Genomic DNA, 20656 nt, shown 5'->3' with positions numbered 1-20656 from the left:
ATGTTTAAAAGCAGACCGGGAAAAGCTGACCAGCGTACAAAGGAAACTATCAGATTCTGGCTGAAAGGAAATCTTATGCGCTTTTTGCCGCTTCGGCATAATAAATTATCTTAAACAATATCAAAAAGTCCGAAAAACAAAAAAATTGCAAAATGATCGTTTCCTTTTTCCCGATTCGCTGCCAAAATGAAGAACTCAATAAGATTGCGTGCAATTTAATAGCAGGCTATGCAAATAACAACAAATTGTTGACCTTTTACACAGCATTAACAACACCAGGGAACCAGATATGCACTGGCTCAGAAACTTCACTATTCGTCGGGTTGTACAGGTTATTTTGCTAGCCGCACTGCTGGTCGTGGCGCTGGCCGGTGCCTATGGTTCTGCTGTTTTGCGCGACCTGCACCAGCGCGCCGAGGCAAGAGACGCTCTCAACGCGCAGCTCTTTTTTTTAACGCGCGCCGGAAATGTTATGGCTTCCGGTTCCGCTGCGGAAAAAGCAGCGCTGCGGGCTGAAGCGCCCGCTGGCCCCGACTGGGCGCGCCTCAATGCCGCCCTGAACGACCAGCCCGCCCTCTTTTCCGCCGCGTCAGGCGAACGGCTTAACGGGCTGCAGCGTCAGCTCGCCTCGGATCAGGCGGCAACCGCCCGCGATCGTCAGCATCTGCAGATCGCCTTCCTTGTCGCCGCGCTGATGACGCTGGGACTGCTCGCCTTTTGCGATCGCTTTCTTGTCACCCATCTGGTGAAACCGCTGGGCGTGATGCGCGAACACTTCAAAAGCATCGCCGCAGGCGATCTCGCGCGCGAGCCGCAGGATTTTGGACGTAACTGCGTCGGTCAGCTGGTTCCGCTGGTCCGGCTTATGCAGCAAAGTTTGCTTACTACGGTGCAGTCGGTGCGCGACAACAGCGGCGTACTGCGTCGCGAAGCGGCGGAGATCGCCGCCGGCAATAGCGACCTCTCCGATCGCACTACCCGCCAGGCAGCAGCGCTTGAGCAGACCGCCGCCAGCATGGAGGAGCTGACCGCCACGGTGAAGAACAACGCGCTGAGCGCCCGGGAAGCGCGCGAACTGGCAGGCTCGGCCGCGCAGACCACCCAGCAGGGCGAGGCGCTGGTGCAGTCGGTATCAACGCTGATGCGCAACATCGCAGAGCAAGCGGAAAAAATTCGTCAGTTCACCGCCACGGTCAACAGCATCGCGTTCCAGACCAATATTCTGGCGCTAAACGCGGCCGTTGAGGCAGCGCGCGCCGGCGAGCAGGGTCGCGGCTTCGCCGTAGTCGCCTCCGAGGTGCGTATCCTCGCCCAGCGTAGCGCCGCGGCGGCCAAAGAGATTGAAGGCCTGATCGGCGGCGCGGTGACGCGCGTGCAGGAGGGGGCCGCAGCGGCCGGACGCGCCGGGGAAACCATGGGCAGCGTGACAAAGCGCGTTTCAGCGGTAAACGATCTTATCGGCCAAATCGCGCTGGCCTCAGAGGAGCAGAGCAAAGGGATTTCGCAGGTCACGCTGGCTATCGCCGATCTGGATCGCGTTACGCAGCAGAATGCCGCGCTGGTTCAGCAGGTTTCCGCCTCTGCGGGCAGCCTGAACGGACGCACGGAAACGCTCGCCGCCGTTATCAGCCACTTTAAAATGCCGACCGACTTATCGGAAGAGGCGCGCGGGCACGCGGCGGCCAGCGGCGCTGCAAGCTTTACGTCGCCGCTGACGGCAGGCACGGTGCTCTGACCGACGCCATCAGGAACAGGGACGGCGCGGAGGCGGGTTTTCTTTCAGCCAGCTGCGCACCTTTTCCACATCCGGGCCCGCTTCTTTAACGGCCCGGATCAGCCGGTCCTGAGTAATGTGCAGCGTCAGCATCCAGAAGGTGATTTGCCACTGTTCGCTGACCTCCACGCAGGAAAGATCGGCGGGAACGCGTCGAACGATTGGGTCTCTCATATTTGTGTCCTTATTACCGGCAAAGCAGAACGCCGGGAGAATAGAGATCTTGTGAAGCACCACATCCTGAATGTCTGGCTCAGGATATAAAGCGGATTTATCCCTAAACGATTTTGTCGTGGAATTATGAGAGGGTTCTGAGTGGCGCAGGCTGCATTAAATCCGGCAGCGCACCATTGAAAGCATTAAAAACAGGCTAGCGCGCTGAATTAGCCGCTACGCTAACTGAAAGTTTATTTCGCGTACGCGTGCGCAGCACCTGATAACGCAACCCAACACAACAGAAGTGAGGGTCCGTGATGCTTCACCTCTGTTCACCCTTTATTGATTGTTTTGTGTAGGCCAAACGCGCTTTGCTGGAGCAAAGCTGGCGACATAAGAGAGAAAAAAGATGCCTAATAAATCCTTCAAACCTGGCGTAATTGTCCAGTCTGATGTCCGCTCCCTGCGCATTGCCGCTGGCCTGACCCAGGAGCGCGCCGCCGAACGCTTCGATCTCAGCCTGCGCGGCTGGCAGCTTAAGGAGGCCACATCCAACCCCGGATTACTCAGCCAGGGAGAATATGAACTTCTTCTGCTGCTGGCTGGCAAACACCCCCATTTTACCCTTGCGCCGCGCTAGCGTTTCGCTTATTTATCCTGTCGCTGCCTATTGCGTTTATATCTGGCTATCAAACTGAAATTAAACATAAATCGACCGACTTCAGTTTTATTTCTCGCCGCCTGACGTGGCAGAACTTTTAATTCAAGCCGTACTGACTCATGCCGATAACTTATCGGTTTTACGGCTATCTGTGCTGTTCTGTTAACGTCTGTGGAATGAGAAATAAATGTTCAGAAATTTACCGATCAAGAAAAAGTTCTTTTTTGCCTTTGGCGCCGTTGTGGTTTTACTGCTGGCGCTGTGCGCAACGTTCTACAATAACTTTTCCAGCATCGTTAAGACCAACGACTGGAATATTCATAGCTGGCGCGTGGTGGATAAAAGCCGCGCTCTGACCCTGAGCCTGGTAAATATGGAAACGGGTCTGCGCGGCTATGCTATTGATGGCAAAGAGGAAATGCTGGCTCCCTGGAAGGCAGGCAAAGCGGATTTTGTAAAGCTTTTGCAGGAGGCCAAAGGCTTAACCGCAGATAACCCTGCACAGCAGCAGCGCCTGGATAATTTACTCGCGCAGGAGGAGGCGTGGCAGGCGCACTTCGTCGCGCCCCTGCTGGATCACCGCCGTGCGCTTAACGCCGGGTCGATGACGCAGCTGGATTTCAATGCCGCCTTTGAAGCCAATTCCGGCAAGCCGCAGATGGATCAGATGCGCAGCACCATCGATGAGATTGTCAGTGGTGAAAAGCACCTGCTCAACGATCGCCAGAAATCGGTCAATGCGGTGGAGACCCAAACGCGACTGATGCTGTTTATCGGCGCGCTGCTGGGATTAAGTATCGCCTCTGCCCTGGGTTATCTTCTGGCCCGCTCGATTACCCTCCCGCTGGAAGAGGCGGTCAAAGCGGCTAAAGCCATTGCCGCCGGCGATCTCTCTACCCGGCTGGTGGCGCGCTCAAAAGATGAAACCGGTATTCTGATCGCCACCTTCACCGCTATGCAGGAGCAGCTTAAAACGGTGGTTTCCGATATTCAGACCGCTGCCGCCTCTATTGATAACGCCTCTAAAGAGGTCGCGCTGGGCAATACCGATCTCTCTGCGCGCACGGAGCAGCAGGCTGCCTCGCTGGAAGAGACTTCAGCCAGCATGGAACAGCTGACGGCGACCGTCAGGCAAAACGCCTCTAACGCGCAAAACGCCAGCGGCCTGGCGTCTGAGGCTTCCCTGGTGGCGCAGCAGGGCGGCGAGGTCGTGGATAAAGTGGTTACCACCATGTCCGCTATTTTCGACAGCTCAAAGAACGTGGTCGATATTATCGGCACCATTGAAAGCATCGCTTTCCAGACCAATATCCTCGCCCTTAACGCCGCGGTAGAAGCGGCCCGCGCCGGCGAGCAGGGTCGCGGCTTCGCTGTGGTAGCAAGCGAAGTGCGCGCCCTCGCCCAGCGCAGCGCGACCGCGGCGAGAGAGATCAAAGGGCTGATCGAAGCCTCGAATCACCGCATAGCGGAAGGCACCGACCTGGTGGCGCAGGCGGGCAAGACCATGACCGGCATCGTAACGGCGATCGGCGACGTATCGACCATCATGGCGGAAATCTACACCGCCTCCGGCGAGCAGGTTAACGGCATTGAGCACGTCGGCATCGCCATCAACCAGATGGATGAAGTGACCCAGCAAAACGCCGCGCTGGTGGAACAGGCCGCCGCTGCCGCCGCGTCGCTGGAAGATCAGGCGGCTCAGCTCAGCCGCGCTACGGCAATCTTTAAACTCGCCTGATCGGCCGGTTCACCCTGAAAAAACCTCGCAAATGCGAGGTTTTTTATTAAGCGCGCGGCGGCAGGCTGAGGCGCGCCCCTCGGCGTCTACTCCTTTTACAGGTATAATCAGCTCACTTTTTTAACCGGCTCAGAAACCACGATGACGAAACTTACCTTACAAGAGCAGATGCTCAAAGCTGGCCTGGTCAGCAGCAAGAAAATGGACAAGGTGCAGCGCACCGCCAAAAAATCGCGCGTTCAGGCGCGCGAGGCGCGCCAGGCGGTAGAAGAGAATAAAAAGGCCCAGCAGGAGCGCGATAAGCTGCTGAACGAGCAGCAGAAACAGGCGGTTTTGTCCAGAGAGTACAAAGCGCAGATCAAGCAGCTGATTGAAATGAACCGCATCGAGATTTCGCGCGGCAATATTGGGTTTAACTTCACCGACAATAATCTGATCAAAAAAATAGAGGTGGATAAGGCGACCCAGGCGCAGCTGATTAGCGGCCGACTCGCCATCGCGCGGCTGGAAGCGGAGAACGGCGAAAGCGAGTACGCCATTATTCCAGCCAGCGTCGCCGATAAGATTGCGCAGCGCGACGCCAACAGCATCGTGTTAAACAGCGCGCTCAGTCAGGAAGAGCAGGATGAAGACGATCCCTACGCCGACTTTAAAGTCCCTGACGATCTGATGTGGTAACACCCGCCTTATCGCGCCCTGCCGGGCGAAGCGCCCGCTGAAACGCGGCTAAAACGGGCTGGCATGGCGCGCGGCCATCCGCTCTCCGCTTACCGGATGGGTGAAATGCAGCTCGCTGGCGTGCAGCATCAGTCGCGGGGTGCGTTCAGTGCCCGGCAGCAGCCGTCCGCCATAGAGGTCGCAGCCCAAAATAGCATGTCCCAGCAGCTGGCAGTGGATACGCAGCTGGTGGGTGCGCCCGGTCTCCGGCGTCAGCGCGACGCGCGTTAACGGCAGCGTCGCGCCGCCCTCTCCCGCCTGATAAAAGCGCTCGACGACCCGGTAGCGAGAGCGCGCCGGTTTGCCGCTCGCGGCGCAAATCGCCATCCGGGGGAAGCGCGCCGGATCTTTCGCAATCGGCGCCTCGATAACCCCACTCTCCTCCTCAACATGTCCGCACAGCAGCGCGCTGTAGACCTTGTTCACCGTACGCTGGCTGAACTGCTGGCAGAGCGCGGCGTTAATGGCTTTATTGCGCGCGATGACCATTAGCCCAGAGGTACCGAAATCGAGCCGATGCACCAGGGTAGAGCCGGGAAAAAGCGCCGCCAGCCGATAGTGTACCGAGTCAAGGTTAAGGGGATTTTTCCCCGACAGGCTGAGCAGCCCGGCGGGTTTGTTGATCAGCACCAGATGCGCATCCTGATAGAGCGTCTCTATCTCTTCCGGGCACGGTGGGGCGATAAAGGTATCGACAATAAGAGACATCAGGCGGCCAGTTGGGGAGCGAGCGCGGATAGTAGCGAATTTTGCCCGCGCTGGCGACTCTGGCGGATCGCCTGAGAGTCAGAAAGCCCCGCTGACCTTCGGTTTAAAGGCAAAGCGCGGTTGCGTGCAGCAGCACCGCCGCGCTCTCTTTTACGCGGCGCTGGCGTTAGGGTGTGATGAGCATTAGCTTATCAACAGCAAGCCCATGATGCGTATCTCCCGCCTGACGCCACGCTGCGCTGGCGGCCGGGCCTGCCTGTCGCCGCTGCTGGCGGGCTGGTGTCGCTGCTGGCCTGCGGCATTATTATTGATGTGATCTCCTCTGCGCCGATGGGCGCGGTTTCTGCCCTGCGCGAGACCAGCGTGCTGTTTGTCGCCGTGCTGGGCTATCTGTTTCCCGGCGAGCCCCTGACGCGCAGGAAAATAGCGGCGTGTGCGGTGATTGCCGCGGGCACCTTTACGATGAATTCATTGAGCGAGGAGAAGTTACTATGACAGATCGCTTTACCATTGCGCTGCTTGGCCCGGGCGCGATTGGCACCACCATCGCCGCCGCGCTGCATGAAGCGGGCCGCACGCCGCAATTGTGCGGACGCACTGCGCACCCGCAGCTGATCCTGCGTCACGACGAGGGTGAAGTGGTCGTGCCTGGCCCGGTCATGACCGATCCGGCCGCCATTGACCGCCCGTTCGACCTGGTCTTCGTGGCGGTAAAAACCACCCAAATCGCCGACAGCGCCCACTGGCTGGCGCGGCTGTGCGACGAAAACAGCGTGGTCTGCGCGCTGCAGAACGGCGTCGAGCAGCAGGCGCTGCTGCAGCCCTGGGTAAATGGCGCCGACGTGCTGCCTGCGGTGGTATGGTTTCCGGCGCAGCGCGAGCCAGACGCCTCTGTCTGGCTGCGCGCCGCGCCGCGTCTGACGCTGCCGGACCTGCCGCAGGCGCAGCGGGTGGTCGAGGCGCTGAGCGGCACGCGCTGCACGGTAGCGCTCTCGACGGACTTTGTTTCGATCGCCTGGCGCAAACTGCTGCAGAACGCGGTGGCGGGCCTGATGGTGCTGGCTAACCGTCGCGCCGGCATGTTTGCCCGCGCCGATATCAGCACCCTGGCGCTGAGCTACCTGCGCGAATGTGCCGAGGTCGCGCGGGCGCAGGGCGCGGAGCTTGACGATGATGTGCCGCAGACCATCCTCGAAGTGTTTCAACGTGCGCCAGCGGATTTAGGCACCTCAATCCTCGCCGACCGGCAGGCAAATCGCCCGCTGGAGTGGGAGATTCGCAACGGCGTAATCCAGCGTTACGGCCGCGCGCACGGTATCGCGACCCCCATCAGCGACGTTCTGGTGCCGCTGCTGGCGGCGGGCAGCGAGGGGCCTGGCTAAGCGGGCACAGCAGGCCCGCACGGGCCTGCTGCCTCCGCGATAAAGATTATTTTAGCGGCGGGCCCCTGTGCTGCGCCGCGTTGCCTGGCGCAGGAATAATAAGACGCGCTGCTGCCTGTCCTCAGGAAAGTCAGCATCAGGCCTGGGATCAAATAGTTAAATGCTTTATTCCAGCTGCAATTTGACTGCGTATACCTCTTTAATAACCCCACAACCGATCGGGCGAACTTAGATATATTGCCAGCGCAAAAAAGACAGCAGGCCAAATAAAAAGCGCCCCTCCAGACCTCTTTATTTATCCGGTTAAGCTTGATTTAGATCAACGAGATTAGCTATCGGCAGTTAATTGTTTAACTAAATAAAATGGATGGATTATTCTGTAAGGCATGTGGTATGCGTTTCCCTGGTGCCAGCCATTCTGGCTATCCCGCTTCACCTACCGGTCGCCAACGACTCCCGGAGCGGGATTTTTTTTTGCCCTGCTCTGCGGGCTGGCCCACTGCTCCTCCCCGGGGTAGGCAGCGGCGGGCCGCCATAATCTCCGCTGGCGAGCTTAACAGACGGCAGCGCAGCGTTAACGCGGGTGAATATAGCGCAACCGTAACGCGACTCTCCGTTTTTTATAAGCCGCAAAAGGTTCAGGCCAAATAAAGATGCTGCCTGTTCCTTTATTAATAACTGGTCTACTGACGATATTAATAGCACGCTCATCTTTAGGGGCAATAATAGCCGCACCCGCCCAGACGGAGAGTAGTAAAGCTGCCGCCAGCATTCTAAGCGGTGCCGCTATTTTTTATAAACGCAACGCTGATATTTTGTTAATTAGCATCACAGCGTTTTAATTCCGACATTAATCCTGACGCGCAACATTAAACAGTTGTTAAGCACAGCCGCGAGCGGCTCGCGGCTGCCCTCCAGCCCAGGGTAAAAGGCCACAGCGCCAAATGGCGATTATGTGATCCACATTGTAGTACAACTAACTTTTATCGTACTACAATACTCCCGCACTGCCAGCTGATATCGAACAGTTTGTACTTCAAATATGAGGCGAAACCAGGCGCTCGGGGTAAAGTAGAAGCAAACAGTCAGGCACAAGGAGCTTCTATGACCCTCAACAAAACCGACCGCATCGTTATCACGCTGGGCAAACAGATCGTCAGCGGCAAATATCTGCCCGGCGCGCCGCTGCCGGCGGAGACGGAGCTGTGCGACGAGTTCGCTACCTCGCGCAATATCATCCGCGAAGTGTTCCGCTCGCTGACGGCGAAACGGCTTATTGAGATCAAGCGCTATCACGGCGCTTTCGTTACGCCGCGCGGTCAGTGGAACTATCTGGATTCGGACGTGCTGCAGTGGGTGCTGGAAAACAGTGACGATCCGCATCTGATCGCGGCCATGAGCGAAGTGCGTAACCTGGTAGAGCCCGCCATTGCCCGCTGGGCGGCGGAGCGCGCGACGTCGCAGGATCTGGCACAGATTGAACTGGCGCTCAACGACATGATCGCCCACAACCAGGACCGGGAGGCCTTTAACGAAGCGGATATTCGCTATCACGAGGCGGTGCTGCGTGCGGTACATAACCCGGTGCTGGAGCAGCTTAGCGTGGCGATCAGCTCGCTGCAGCGCGCCGTCTTCGAGCGCACCTGGCAAGGCGATGAGGCCAATATGCCGAAAACGCTGAGGGAACATAAAGCGCTGTTCGACGCCATACGGCTGCAGAACGGCGACGCAGCCGAGCAGGCGGCCTACACCATGATCGCCAGCTCAACACACAGGTTAAAGGACATCACATGAGATCTCGCTATATCGCCGTTGACTGGGGTTCCACCAACCTGCGCGCCTGGCTTTTTGAGAACGAACGCTGTCAGGCAGGCAGAGAGTCAGAAGCAGGCGTCACCCGGCTAAACGGGAAGCGGCCGCAGGCGGTATTAGATGAGATCACCCAGGGATGGCGCGACTCCGCAACGCCGGTGGTGATGGCCGGCATGGTGGGCAGCAGCGTGGGCTGGCGTAGCGTACCCTATTTGCCCCTTCCCGCCCCCTTATCGGCTATCGGCGAGCAGCTGACGCTTATCGACGATAACCTCTGGATCGTGCCTGGTTTATGCGTCAGCCGCGAAGATCACCATAACGTGATGCGCGGCGAAGAGACGCAGCTGCTCGGCGCATACGCGCTGGCGCCCTCGCCCGTTTACGTGATGCCGGGCACCCACTGTAAATGGGTGCAGGTCGAGAGCGAACGCATCCTCGACTTTCACACCGTGATGACCGGCGAACTTCACGCGCTGCTGCTGCGCCACTCGCTGGTCGGTGCCGGTTTACCCGAACAGCAGCCGTCGCAGGCCGCGTTTGACGCCGGGCTGGCGCGCGGACTCGCCACGCCGGCGCTGCTGGCGCAGCTGTTTGAAATTCGCGCCGCCCATCTCCTCGGTAGCCTGGCGCCTGAAGAGGTCAGCGAGTTTTTATCCGGTCTGCTGATCGGCGCGGAGGTCGCCACGATGTGCGAACGCTTTAGCCATCAGCCGGTCGCGCTGGTGGGTGGCGAGACGCTGACGCGCCGTTATCAACAGGCGCTGGCCGCCGCTGGCCTGCAGGCGAGCGTGATAGCCGGCGATACCGCCTTTCAGACAGGCATAAGGAGCATCGTTAATGCAATGGCAAACTGAACTTCCCCTTATCGCGATTCTGCGCGGGGTCACACCCGATGAGGTCGTGGCGCACGTCGGCGCGGTTATTGACGCCGGTTTCGACGCGGTGGAGATTCCGCTTAACTCGCCGCAGTGGGAGATCAGCATCCCGCTGATCCTGAAGGCTTACGGCGACAGGGCGTTAACGGGTGCCGGAACAGTGTTGAAAACGGAACAGGTGGACCGGCTGGCGGAGATGGGCAGCAAACTGATCGTAACGCCCAATATTCAGCCGGCGCTGATCCGCCACGCCGTGAGCCTGGGCATGACCGTCTGTCCAGGCTGCGCCACGGCCAGCGAAGCCTTTAGCGCGCTGGATGCCGGCGCGCAGGCGCTCAAAATTTTCCCCGCCTCCGCGTTCGGTCCGGGCTATATCAAGGCGCTAAAAGCCGTGCTGCCCGACGACGTGCCGGTGCTGGCGGTGGGCGGCGTCACGCCGGCCAACCTGGCGCAGTGGCTGGAGGCAGGCTGTACAGGCGCCGGACTCGGCAGCGATCTCTATCGCGCCGGGCAGTCCGTGGCGCGCACCGCGCAGCAGGCGGCCGCATTTGTTCAGGCATACAGAGAGGCAGTGAAATGAAGATAACCCGGCTCACCACTTACCGCTTACCCCCGCGCTGGATGTTTCTCAAGATCGAGACCGACGAAGGCGTTGTCGGCTGGGGAGAACCCGTTATTGAGGGGCGCGCACGCACCGTCGAAGCCGCGGTGCATGAACTGGGCGACTATCTTATCGGTCAGGATCCGGCACGCATCAACGATCTGTGGCAGGTAATGTACCGCGCCGGTTTTTACCGCGGCGGCCCGATTATGATGAGCGCCATCGCCGGTATCGATCAGGCGCTGTGGGATATCAAAGGCAAGGTGCTGGGCGCCCCGGTCTGGCAGCTGATGGGCGGCCTGGTGCGGGATAAAATCAAAGCCTATAGCTGGGTTGGCGGCGATCGCCCGGCGGAGGTGATCGCCGGCATCGAGAAATTACGCGAAATCGGCTTCGACACCTTTAAGCTCAACGGCTGCGAAGAGCTGGGCATAATCGATGACTCGCGCAAAGTGGACGCCGCGGTTAATACCGTCGCGCAAATTCGCGACGCCTTCGGCGATAAGGTTGAGTTCGGCCTCGACTTTCACGGCCGCGTGAGCGCGCCGATGGCGAAGGTGCTGATCAAGGAGCTGGAGCCTTACCGTCCGCTGTTTATCGAGGAGCCGGTACTGGCGGAGCAGGCGGAATATTATCCCCGGCTGGCGGCGCAGACCACTATCCCTATCGCGGCGGGCGAGCGCATGTTCTCGCGCTTTGAGTTCAAACGCGTGCTCGAGGCGGGCGGCGTGGCGATCCTGCAGCCCGATCTCTCCCACGCAGGCGGCATCACCGAGTGCGTTAAAATCGCCGCGATGGCGGAAGCCTACGACGTCGCCCTCGCCCCGCACTGCCCGCTCGGCCCTGTCGCCCTCGCCGCCTGTCTGCACGTCGATTTCGTCTCGCGCAATGCGGTCTTCCAGGAGCAGAGCATGGGCATTCATTACAATCAGGGCGCCGAGCTGCTCGACTTTGTGAAAAATAAGGCGGACTTCTGCATGGAAGGCGGCTTCTTTAAGCCCCTGATGAAACCGGGTCTCGGCGTGGAGATTGACGAAGAGCAGGTTATCGAACGCAGCAAACAGGCGCCAGACTGGCGTAATCCACTGTGGCGCCATGCGGACGGCTCCGTCGCAGAATGGTGATGCGGGTTAATTAGCTCAGCCTCACGCGCTCTCACAATAAATAACGAGAAAACACACCCTCTGTAATTAACAGGGCATGGTGAATGGCTTTGCCATGCCCAAAATCTGGAGACAGATTGCGATGGATATTTCCGTAACGCATGCAAAAGCCGGGCGACGTCGTTATCTGACGCTGTTGATGATCTTTATTACCGTGGTGATCTGTTACGTCGACCGGGCGAATCTGGCCGTGGCGTCGGCGCATATTCAGCAGGAGTTCGGCATCACTAAAGCGGAAATGGGCTATGTCTTTTCCGCATTCGCCTGGCTCTATACCCTGTGCCAGATCCCCGGCGGCTGGTTTCTCGATCGCGTCGGTTCACGGCTCACCTATTTTATCGCCATTCTGGGCTGGTCGGTGGCGACCCTGCTGCAGGGCTTCGCTACCGGGCTGATCTCACTTATCGCCCTGCGCGCCGTGACCGGCATCTTTGAAGCGCCCGCCTTTCCCACCAATAACCGCATGGTCACCAGCTGGTTCCCGGAACAGGAGCGCGCCTCTGCGGTGGGGTTCTTTACCTCCGGGCAGTTTGTTGGCCTGGCCTTTCTGACGCCGCTGCTAATCTGGATACAGGAGCTGCTGAGCTGGCACTGGGTCTTTATCGTCACCGGCGGCATCGGCATTCTCTGGTCGCTGATCTGGTTCAGGGTTTATCAGCCGCCGCGTCTGACCAAAAGCATCAGCCAGGCCGAGCTGGCCTATATTCAGCGCGGCGGCGGCCTGGTTGACGGCGATGCGCCCGCGGCGAGAGAGGCGCGCCAGCCGTTGAGCAAGGCCGACTGGAAGCTGGTGTTTCATCGCAAGCTGCTGGGGGTCTATCTGGGGCAGTTTGCCGTCACCTCAACGCTGTGGTTTTTCCTGACCTGGTTCCCCAACTATTTGACCCAGGAAAAAGGCATCACCGCGCTGAAGGCGGGCTTTATGACCACGGTGCCGTTTCTCGCCGCGTTTGTCGGCGTGCTGCTCTCCGGCTGGCTGGCGGACAGGCTGGTGAAGAAAGGCTATTCGCTCGGCGCGGCGCGTAAAACCCCGATTATCTGCGGGCTGCTGATCTCCACCTGCATTATGGGGGCGAACTACACCGACGATCCGGTCTGGATTATGGTGCTGATGGCGCTCGCCTTCTTTGGCAACGGCTTCGCGTCCATTACCTGGTCGCTGGTATCGTCGCTGGCGCCGATGCGCCTGATTGGCCTGACCGGCGGCGTGTTTAATTTTGTCGGCGGGCTGGGCGGCATTACCGTTCCGCTGGCGATTGGCTATCTGGCACAGGATTACGGTTTTGGCCCGGCGCTGATCTATATCGCGGCGGTGGCGCTGATGGGCGCGCTCTCCTATATCCTGCTGGTGGGCGAGGTAAAACGCATCGCCGAGCCTGAAGAGCGCCGCAACGGCCTGCGGGCGCGCGTAACCTCTCAGTCAAAATAGGACTTGAGCAGCCTCGCCCTTCCGTGCATCAAGGCGCTGGCCCGGTGCGCCACCATAAAGAGGCGAGGCGCTTCTCTAAAAGTCCGGCCTGCCGGGCCGCTTGCCGACCTGTTGCGGCCGCGTTATCTTGCGGACAGAGGCCCGTTATCAAGGGGGTGTCAGGCGGCGCTCGGGCAGCAGAATACGCATCCGCAGGCCGCCTTCGGGCGGCAGTGAGGCCGCGATGGTGCCGCCGTGCGCCTCACAGATCGCCTGCGCGATAGAGAGACCCAGCCCGCTGCCGCCGGAGTGACGCGCCCGCGAGGCTTCGCCGCGCGTAAAGCGCTCGAACATCACCGGCAGAAACGCTGACGGCACGCCCGGCCCGCTATCCTGCACGCTGATTTCGTATCCCTCGCCGCAGCGGCGGGCGCTGAGCGTCATGCTGCCGCCGGGTCCGGCGTAGCGCAGCGCGTTTTCCATCAGGATGGTCAACACCTGCCCCAGCCGGAACGGATCGACAGGCAGCACGGCACTCTCCGCTATGGCAACCTCCACGCGCATGCCCGCCTCGTCGAGCTGCGGTTTAATCCACAGCAGGCGCTCATGCAGCAGCGCCGCCGGATTGCAGGGCTTCATCTCCAGGCTGAGCTGTCCCGCGTCGGCCAGCGAGAGCAGATGCAGTTCATCAATCAGCCTGCGCAGGCAGCTTAACTGCTCCATGATCAGCGTATGCTGCCGCCGATCCGCCGTGAAGACTCCGTCAATCAGCGCCTGCAGCCGCACCATTGCCGCCGTCAGCGGCGAACGCAGCTCATGGGCCATGGCGACGTGCGAGGCACGCAGCTCTTTGTCATAGCGCGCCAGCTGCCGCGTCATGGCGTTGAAGTTCTGCGCCAGCTGCGACAGCTCTGCCGGCGCCCCCGGCGTCAGCGCGGCCTGGGCGCCGAAATCGCCTTCCGCCACGCTTTCCGCCGCGCGGCTCAGCTGGCTGAACTGCGCAGAGAGTGGCCGGGCATGGCGCAGCCCGAAATAGGCGATAAAGGGAATGGTCACCAGCACCAGAATGCCGACGGTGATCCAGTCGGACGAGGCGATAGAGGGATCGGAATAGCGGATGCCCCACCAGCTATCGACAATCTGGTGAAAACGCGCCGGATCGCGCTGCGGATTTTCGCGCAGGATCAAAAAGGTCTTCAGCACCTCAGGCGGCATATGCCAGGTGATCCAGAGATACTGCACCGTGAAGCGCAGCCACATGCAGAGCGCGATCAGCACCACGGTGCCGATCGCCAGGGTCAGGATGCGTACGCAGAGCCAGCGCCACAGGGTTTGCGGAGGCGTTTTTTTCATGGCTGGCGGAACCGGTAGCCGATGCCGCGTACGTTTAGCAGCACCTCATTGATGCCCGCCGCCTCCAGCTTGCGCCGCAGATTATAGATGTGCGTATCGACCACGCGCTCCAGCGCGTCGCTTTCGGGCAGGCACTGCTCCAGCAGATACTGGCGGCTCAGGGCGCGAACCGGCGCGCGCATCAGGGTGGTCAGCAGTGAGAACTCCGTGGGGGTGATATCGAGGCTGGTGATGCCCGACTCTTCCTGCTCCACCGTGACCGTCATAGCCGCGGTATTGACCTCCAGCGCCCCCCAGCGCAGCACCTCTTCCTCTGGCGCCCTGGGGTGGCTGCGCCGTAATACCGCCTGCACGCGCGCCACCACCTCGCCGGGATGATAAGGCTTCACCACGTAGTCATCCGCTCCGTAGCGCAGCGCGCCGATGCGATCCGGCGTGTCGCCCATTGCCGTCACCATGATGACCGGCACGTCGCTGCCGCGTCGGATCTTCGCCAGCACCTCGGTGCCGTTCAGGCCGGGCAGCATAACGTCGAGCAGCACCAGATCGGGACGCCAGCGCTCGGCCTGCTCCAGACCGGCCACGCCATCCGCCGCCACCCTGACCAGGTAATTTTCCCGGCGCAGATAGGCTTCCAGTACCTCCGCCACGCTGGCGTCGTCTTCGATAATCAGGATCTTTTTATTCTGCATGGCTCACCTTGACACTTTCTTCATAAATCCCTGGCCGTTTATTGACACGACTGCCCGATAGTGGCGGCAGGCGATACCAGAGCCCGATAAGGGGCGGAAAAAATCGGATGACGAGGAGGCTTGATGATAACCAGAAAAACGGCGCTGTACATGGCCAGACTGGCACTGTTTTCCTGCGCGGCGGCGGCGGCGAAGGCACAGGCACGCCTGCCCTGACCTGACCTGACCTGGAGCTTGTAAATGTTCCGTTTACCGAAGAATCGGCTCATGCTCGCCGTCGCGTGTCCAGCATGCGTGGCGATCTATCTGCAGGCCTGGACGCACTGTCTCTTATGATAATGCGCCGCCCGCAGCGGGGAATTACGCTATGTTGCCAGAACAGCAGTTCTACGCCGAACTGGCGCGCTGGATAAAAGAAAATATTGCTCACCGCCTTTTGCTGCGCGATATTGCCGCCCGGTTTGGCTATTCGCAGTGGTACTTAAACCGACGTTTTATGCACTATCACGGCCTTAGCCTCGGCGCGTTTATTCGTCTGGAAAGAATGAAAGCGATAGCCAGCGAACTGATTAACAGCGATCGCCCCATAGTCGATATTGCCGTCAGCTATCAGTTTGAGTCGCAGCAGACGCTTACCCGGGCGTTCAGCCGCCAGTATGGCATGCCGCCAGGCCGCTACCGGCGCGCCATGCGGGAGGCGCGCCCTCGGCCAGGCTAGTGCGGCGGCGTGCGCCAGCCGCAGTGGGGAGGTCTGCTAGTAGCGGATGCGCCCGTTAGGGGCCGCCGCGTACAGGCTGCTCTCCGTTGCGGCCCGAAAAGGATCGCCCTCGGTGTCGCTCAGGCTGGCGATCATGCTGTCGGCCCACCAGTGGCAGTCGAGGCGGCGGATGCCTTTCATCAGCCTGGCGTGGCGGTGCTGCCGCTCTTTCAGCGGCAGCCGCAGCGCGGTATGGATGGCGTCGGCAATGGCGTCGGGATCATAGGGATTGACGATAATCGCACCGTCCATATGCTCCGACGCGCCCGCGAACTGCGACAGGATAAGCACGCCGGGATTGGCCCGGTCCTGCAGCGCCACATACATTTTCGCCATCAGGCTCATGCCGGCCATCAGCGGCGTCACCAGCGCGACGCGCGAGGCGCGGTAGATGCCCGCCTGCTCTTCCCGACTGTAGGTGTGCGTCAGGCAGCTAACCGGATACCAGCCAAACAGGCCGTGCGCGCCGTTCATTTCGCCGCACAGGCTTTCCAGATCCTGCGTGACCTCTCTGGCGCGGGGAAGATGGCCAGCCGCCGGAGAGGCGAGCTGCAGCAGACGAATCGATCCCTCATGCTCTGGATGGTCGCGGAGCAGCACCTCCATAGCGCTGAGGCGATACGGCAGCCCGGCGCTGCTGTCCAGATGGCCGCCGCTGAGCACGGTATGCTCCGGCAGCGTATCGCGGCACTGCTGCTCCGTCAGGCGACAGCTGTTGCTCTCTTTCAGGTACTCCACATCCTCCAGGTCGATGCCTACCGGAAAGACACCGGTGGCGATAATGCGGCCATGAACGCGCACGCTGGTGGCGCTGAGACGCTCGGTGCGGTATTCGCTTTCGATCCACAGCAAAAAGTTATTCCTGTCCTGAAGCGTCTGAAAGCCGATCAGATCGCAGCATAACAGCGACTCGGCCAGCCACTGCCAGTCCGGAATCGCCTCGAATCCCTGTCCGGAAGGAAACGGCTGGTGAAAGAAAAAGGCGGTGCGGTTGAGCAGTCCCGCCTCGCGCAGCAGTTTGACGCAGGGAATAAGATGATAATCCTGGATCCACAGCTGGTCGTCCGGCATCGCATATTCGCTGATGGCCCGCGCATAGGCTTCGTTGATCTTCTGATAGTGACGTCGACTCTGGCTGGTAAAGCGCGCCAGATCGGGACGCTGGTGAAAAACGGGCCACAATCCCTGATGCACGTAGCCGTGGTACCCCGCTTCCGCCTCCTCCTGCGTTAGCGGAAACGTCAGGGTGTCAAACTTAGTGCCGTGGCGGAAAGCGAGCGTGCGCGGCGTTTCCGGCGCGATCGCTTCGCATTTTCCGTTCCAGCTAATCCAGAGTCCGCCGCGGCGCGACAGGATAGCGTCGTACAGCGCCGAGAGCGTGGAGTGCTGGGAGTAGTTATGTGAAACCAGAATTAAGCCCGACATGGAAGCATCCTGTTATGCGCCCGGCTTTTGCCGGGCGGCGTGGGGGTAAAAGACGGAGTAAAAACTCAACAGAATTCAACCATCAGGCGTATAAAAATTTTGTATTAATGAGAGGGGTGGGAATAAAAATTGAGTAAAGGTTTTGTGGTTAGCTGCCGGTGGCTGGCCAGGGGTGTCATGCAGCGATGGCGGGCTCTAACGGCTGGCCGTCCTGGTCAGAAAAAGATCGGTAAAAAAGCCGCGCTCTTCAGGGCGATGAACAGAGGGACTGGTGCGATATACAATAAAAGGATGAGGGTATTTATACCGGCTCCACGCCCGTGGCAACGGAACGCATAGATATTTATCGATACGCTTCTTTTGCTATGCGGAAATTATTTCCACTCCAACAGGGCATTAAACACCGCCCCCAAAAGAAGCTTACCCACCAATAAAAAAAGCCCGATAAATCGGGCCACCCAGAATAAAGGGCTTATATATATAAAGGACAGCTTTTATCAGGCACTGAACCAGGGTTTGTACAAGTATCGCGGCTGTATCTTTAATCACCGCTGCGCATCCGCCTGTTTCCGCCGAACAGTAATTTAATCAGCTGATGATATAATCGCTCTTCTTCAGGAGACTCACAACATTCCAGCCTTCTCAGCAATTTACAACAGATCGCTTTGCGATTAATCATTCTTTCTGAGTTCATAAGTTCATAAACGATCGAGCCTATAATAAAAGCCTTTATATCTGCTTCCTCAGGTTGCTTGTCTTTCAAAGAACGCATTAACGTGCTGGTACTGTTATCATGCATACGAATCCCGACTGAATGAATTAAAACAACATTTCTCCAGACTGTGTTGAGCATTACAACTGCCTGTTTAAGCCGCAGTCAGCAACGATGTATCCATAACCCATTGATTTTCAAATGAAAGAAACAAGGGGCCTTTAAAGAGTTACCCTTCTACTCACCTGTATTACCGGTTGTTCGTCGGCTTAACTTTCCGCCAGCGCGTCCCGCTTCTACCGCGCGTTCACGGTTGTATTTAAAATTACCGCTGCTCATCTTACCCCCTTTACGCCCCGCCTCACGAGCACGCTCTGGATTTTCCGCAAAATTACCTGCACCACCTCGACGTTGTTGCATCTCATCACCTCATATAAGTACAAGCGATATGTTTCATAAGATTACTGCGGTAAACATATGAACTATGGAATTAACGCCAGGAAAATTCAATATGCGAAAACACTTTTAGTAAAAAGCCACCGCTACGCTTAAAACTTATTTAAGCCGATCGGCATTCATAATCAGCTAATTAAAAAAGGATAAAGAAGCTCATTTGTACAACTATTTTTTTAATGTACAATTTTGCAAAAAATGCTGAGAATTGATCTAGATCACAAGGATGACGGCAGCAATCCTCTGCCGCTGCGCTGTAATAGCAACCCAAACATGCCAGATAAAATATTGGCAGTATCACTGCCTTAACAAGCAGATATAAAGAAGAAGTCAACTTTTCTGTCTTTATTAAAGCGCAGCGATAAGCTAAACGCTGCGCCAGCTTAAATAACTGACCTCTCTTTAGGGCCAGGATATTTAAGGCTGCTAACAACTTCCTCTTTTTATATCAGTGCGCGACTCTGCGATATTGAATAAATATCTGGTACGGCTACGCGCAAAAGCGGGAGCAATTACCCTCTAACAGCGGCAGGCAGCACCCTTTTCGGGCGTGTAAAGAAGCCTCTTCTCCCTGACAGGCTCTTTGTCCGCCAGAGGCCTGCGCGCCCTGTAAACGCCATGTTGTACAGCTTTTTCACTCGCCGGTTAAATAGCGGCGCAGCGACGTCGGCGGTACGCCCGGCAGGCTGCAACAGTCTATGCTCTATGCTTTCATCATCTAAAAACTGCGGTCATTCACGATGAGTCATCTCGATCCCCAAATGCTGCTTCTGCTCTATTTTGTCTTGCCCGTCTGGCTGATAGCGGGATTTGCTGACTGGATTTGCCACCGGGCAACGAATATCGAAACCACAACCGGGCTAAAGGAGACCTGGATCCATATTTTGATGTTTGTGGAAATGGGCCTCCCGCTTCTCTCCGCTCTGTTTCTGGAGGTTAACGCGCTGGTTATCGGTTTTATGATCGCTATGTTTTTTTGTCATGAGGCGACCGCGCTCTGGGATGTGAGCTATGCGGTGACGGCCAGGAAAGTCTCGCCGGTTGAGCAGCATGTGCACAGCTTTCTTGAGATGGTGCCGCTGATGGCGTTACTGCTGGTTATTTCCAGGCACTGGTCGCAGTTTCAGGCACTATTTGGTTTCGGTAGCGAAGCCGCGAAATATGAACTGATGCTCAGGTCAGATCCCCTGCCGTCGGGCTACATCGCCTTTGTGCTTTCCGCTATTTTTCTTTTGGAAATGCTGCCTTACTTTGAAGAGTACCGCCGCGGCAAGAGAGCGAGAAAACAAGCAGATATGCGGTAGCGTCGCGTCGCTGTTTTAGCCCGCTAGCAGCCTGCGGTAATAAAATCGCCGTTGCTGCTCACTGGAATTACGGTTGAAAACAGCACCACTGCAAAAAGGATAAGCGCCATTCCGCCTGCGACTAATGCCACCCTGCCCAGCGTGCCCGCGTAGCGCACCACAAGGGGCGGTTTCGCGGCCAGCATCCACTCCCGGAAGTGATGCACCCAGGTGGCCAGGATCATAATAGAGGCCGCCGTGCCCAGCGACATCGCCATCACCGCCGCGACGCCCCAGCTGAACATGCCGACGGCATTGGCAAAGAGCAGGATCATTAGCGCCCCGCTACAGGGCCGGATGCCAATACCGGCAATAACCCAGGCCGCATTGCGCCAGCCGCCGGTGAGTTCATCAGCGCTGCGCTGGTGCTTATGTCCGCAGCCGCACGCCGCATCATGCTGATGATGCCACGGTCTGATCGCGCGCCTCAGCAGACGATCGATACCCGCCGCCCGCGCGATCAGCGCGAGGCCAAAACCGGCAATCAGCAACGCGCTTGCTTTCTCCATCCAGTAGCGGCTCAGGCTCAGGTCGCCCATCGAGAGATTGAGGAAGACCGCAAGGATCAGTACAAAAAGCACCGCGACGATCCCCTGCATCAGGCTGCCAGCCAGGGTAATCATGCGGCTGGCGGTGAGTTTTTCCCTGTGGGTAGCAAGCCAGGTTGTAATCACAAACTTGCCGTGGCCGGGGCCAACCGAATGCAAAAAACCGTAGGCAAAGCTGCCAGCTATCAGCATCAGTCCGCCTTTAATATGATGATCGCGCTGCAAAAGCAGGTACTGCACCAGATAGCGATGCAGTGAGATCTGCAGGGTGAGACAGTACTGCACAAACTCCCCCCAGTGCCGGGCGAAGAGCGAAAGCAGCACTACCCCTACGACCCCGCTAAAGCCTGATAGCATTATCAGCGAGGCGGCACTGCG

Annotated in this window: 20 protein-coding genes and 1 pseudogene; 13 read left to right on the top strand and 8 right to left on the bottom strand. The window is 58.5% G+C overall.

Annotated features, from left to right (window positions below; all coding sequences use genetic code 11):
* Window positions 1-289 precede the first annotated feature (289 nt).
* Window positions 290-1735, top strand: coding sequence for a methyl-accepting chemotaxis protein (locus MHZ97_RS10120; RefSeq protein WP_239314485.1), 1446 nt, complete (start codon window positions 290-292; stop codon window positions 1733-1735).
* A gap of 9 nt (window positions 1736-1744) precedes the next feature.
* Here MHZ97_RS10120 and MHZ97_RS10115 read toward each other — a convergent pair whose 3' ends face one another.
* Window positions 1745-1948 (bottom strand): DUF3606 domain-containing protein, encoded by a 204-nt coding sequence (locus MHZ97_RS10115; protein ID WP_103795856.1) that lies wholly within the window; start codon window positions 1946-1948, stop codon window positions 1745-1747.
* A gap of 391 nt (window positions 1949-2339) precedes the next feature.
* Between MHZ97_RS10115 and MHZ97_RS10110 the strand changes: the two genes are divergently transcribed.
* The 3 genes from MHZ97_RS10110 (at window position 2340) to MHZ97_RS10100 (ending at window position 5007) form a co-directional block, all read left to right on the top strand.
* Complete coding sequence (locus MHZ97_RS10110) at window positions 2340-2570, top strand: transcriptional regulator (RefSeq protein ID WP_103795857.1); 231 nt, start codon at window positions 2340-2342, stop codon at window positions 2568-2570.
* A gap of 208 nt (window positions 2571-2778) precedes the next feature.
* Window positions 2779-4329 (top strand): methyl-accepting chemotaxis protein, encoded by a 1551-nt coding sequence (locus MHZ97_RS10105; protein WP_239314486.1) that lies wholly within the window; start codon window positions 2779-2781, stop codon window positions 4327-4329.
* Between the two features lie 141 nt (window positions 4330-4470).
* Window positions 4471-5007 (top strand): DUF2058 domain-containing protein, encoded by a 537-nt coding sequence (locus MHZ97_RS10100; RefSeq protein WP_239314487.1) that lies wholly within the window; start codon window positions 4471-4473, stop codon window positions 5005-5007.
* 48 nt (window positions 5008-5055) lie between these two features.
* Here MHZ97_RS10100 and MHZ97_RS10095 read toward each other — a convergent pair whose 3' ends face one another.
* On the bottom strand, window positions 5056-5754 hold the full coding sequence (locus tag MHZ97_RS10095) for an RluA family pseudouridine synthase (RefSeq protein ID WP_239314488.1): 699 nt from the start codon (window positions 5752-5754) through the stop codon (window positions 5056-5058).
* Between the two features lie 234 nt (window positions 5755-5988).
* Between MHZ97_RS10095 and MHZ97_RS10090 the strand changes: the two are divergent.
* The 7 genes and pseudogenes from MHZ97_RS10090 to MHZ97_RS10060 all read left to right on the top strand — a co-directional run.
* A pseudogene (locus MHZ97_RS10090) lies at window positions 5989-6249 on the top strand (EamA family transporter); the annotation flags it as partial.
* A complete protein-coding gene (locus MHZ97_RS10085) occupies window positions 6246-7136 on the top strand; it encodes an oxidoreductase (RefSeq protein WP_239314490.1) in 891 nt (296 codons plus the stop codon). The pseudogene MHZ97_RS10090 and the gene MHZ97_RS10085, both read left to right, overlap by 4 nt.
* Before the next feature lie 1104 nt (window positions 7137-8240).
* Window positions 8241-8930: a D-galactonate utilization transcriptional regulator DgoR gene (gene dgoR / locus MHZ97_RS10080; protein WP_103795863.1), complete on the top strand. Its 690-nt coding sequence runs from the start codon at window positions 8241-8243 to the stop codon at window positions 8928-8930.
* The gene (locus MHZ97_RS10075) at window positions 8927-9802 is read left to right on the top strand and encodes a 2-dehydro-3-deoxygalactonokinase (protein ID WP_239314491.1); all 876 of its coding nucleotides are present in this window, start codon (window positions 8927-8929) and stop codon (window positions 9800-9802) included. Before dgoR ends, MHZ97_RS10075 begins: the two co-directional genes overlap by 4 nt.
* Complete coding sequence (locus tag MHZ97_RS10070) at window positions 9786-10403, top strand: 2-dehydro-3-deoxy-6-phosphogalactonate aldolase (protein WP_103795865.1); 618 nt, start codon at window positions 9786-9788, stop codon at window positions 10401-10403. The genes MHZ97_RS10075 and MHZ97_RS10070 overlap by 17 nt, the downstream gene beginning before the upstream one ends.
* Window positions 10400-11548 carry a galactonate dehydratase gene (gene dgoD / locus MHZ97_RS10065; RefSeq protein WP_103795866.1) on the top strand — a complete coding sequence of 383 codons (1149 nt, stop codon included), beginning with the start codon at window positions 10400-10402 and terminating at the stop codon, window positions 11546-11548. The genes MHZ97_RS10070 and dgoD overlap by 4 nt, the downstream gene beginning before the upstream one ends.
* Before the next feature lie 76 nt (window positions 11549-11624).
* Window positions 11625-13016 (top strand): MFS transporter, encoded by a 1392-nt coding sequence (locus tag MHZ97_RS10060; protein WP_239314492.1) that lies wholly within the window; start codon window positions 11625-11627, stop codon window positions 13014-13016.
* A 147-nt stretch (window positions 13017-13163) separates the two neighbouring features.
* On the opposite strand, the gene MHZ97_RS10055 is transcribed toward MHZ97_RS10060, so the two are convergent.
* Together MHZ97_RS10055 and MHZ97_RS10050 are read right to left on the bottom strand one after the other, a co-directional pair.
* A complete protein-coding gene (locus tag MHZ97_RS10055) occupies window positions 13164-14348 on the bottom strand; it encodes a cell wall metabolism sensor histidine kinase WalK (RefSeq protein ID WP_103795868.1) in 1185 nt (394 codons plus the stop codon).
* Window positions 14345-15040: a response regulator transcription factor gene (locus tag MHZ97_RS10050; RefSeq protein WP_239314493.1), complete on the bottom strand. Its 696-nt coding sequence runs from the start codon at window positions 15038-15040 to the stop codon at window positions 14345-14347. Before MHZ97_RS10050 ends, MHZ97_RS10055 begins: the two co-directional genes overlap by 4 nt.
* A 367-nt stretch (window positions 15041-15407) precedes the next feature.
* Here MHZ97_RS10050 and MHZ97_RS10045 point away from each other — a divergent pair, with 367 nt between their 5' ends.
* Complete coding sequence (locus tag MHZ97_RS10045; RefSeq protein WP_239314494.1) at window positions 15408-15758, top strand: helix-turn-helix domain-containing protein; 351 nt, start codon at window positions 15408-15410, stop codon at window positions 15756-15758.
* A 36-nt stretch (window positions 15759-15794) separates the two neighbouring features.
* Here the strand turns inward: MHZ97_RS10045 and MHZ97_RS10040 are convergent, their stop codons facing one another.
* The 3 genes from MHZ97_RS10040 to MHZ97_RS10030 all read right to left on the bottom strand — a co-directional run bounded on the left by MHZ97_RS10040 (window position 15795) and on the right by MHZ97_RS10030 (window position 18354).
* Window positions 15795-17222 carry a trehalose-6-phosphate synthase gene (locus MHZ97_RS10040; RefSeq protein WP_239314495.1) on the bottom strand — a complete coding sequence of 476 codons (1428 nt, stop codon included), beginning with the start codon at window positions 17220-17222 and terminating at the stop codon, window positions 15795-15797.
* Window positions 17223-17763: 541 nt separating this feature from the next.
* Window positions 17764-18075 (bottom strand): biofilm development regulator YmgB/AriR family protein, encoded by a 312-nt coding sequence (locus tag MHZ97_RS10035; RefSeq protein ID WP_239314496.1) that lies wholly within the window; start codon window positions 18073-18075, stop codon window positions 17764-17766.
* Window positions 18076-18171: 96 nt separating this feature from the next.
* Window positions 18172-18354: a general stress protein gene (locus tag MHZ97_RS10030; RefSeq protein ID WP_239314497.1), complete on the bottom strand. Its 183-nt coding sequence runs from the start codon at window positions 18352-18354 to the stop codon at window positions 18172-18174.
* Window positions 18355-19127: 773 nt separating this feature from the next.
* Here MHZ97_RS10030 and MHZ97_RS10025 point away from each other — a divergent pair.
* Window positions 19128-19691, top strand: coding sequence for a diguanylate cyclase (locus MHZ97_RS10025; protein ID WP_103795874.1), 564 nt, complete (start codon window positions 19128-19130; stop codon window positions 19689-19691).
* Window positions 19692-19714: 23 nt separating this feature from the next.
* Here MHZ97_RS10025 and MHZ97_RS10020 read toward each other — a convergent pair whose 3' ends face one another.
* Entirely contained in the window at window positions 19715-20635 is a 921-nt protein-coding gene (locus MHZ97_RS10020; protein ID WP_374044225.1) for a nickel/cobalt transporter, read from the bottom strand.
* Between the last annotated feature and the right edge of the window lie 21 nt (window positions 20636-20656).

The organism is Pantoea sp. ACRSC (genome assembly GCF_022346785.1).
Lineage (GTDB): Bacteria > Pseudomonadota > Gammaproteobacteria > Enterobacterales > Enterobacteriaceae > Pantoea > Pantoea alvi.
Note: the sequence above shows the minus strand (reverse complement) of the source record. Positions and strands in the feature narration are given on the sequence as shown.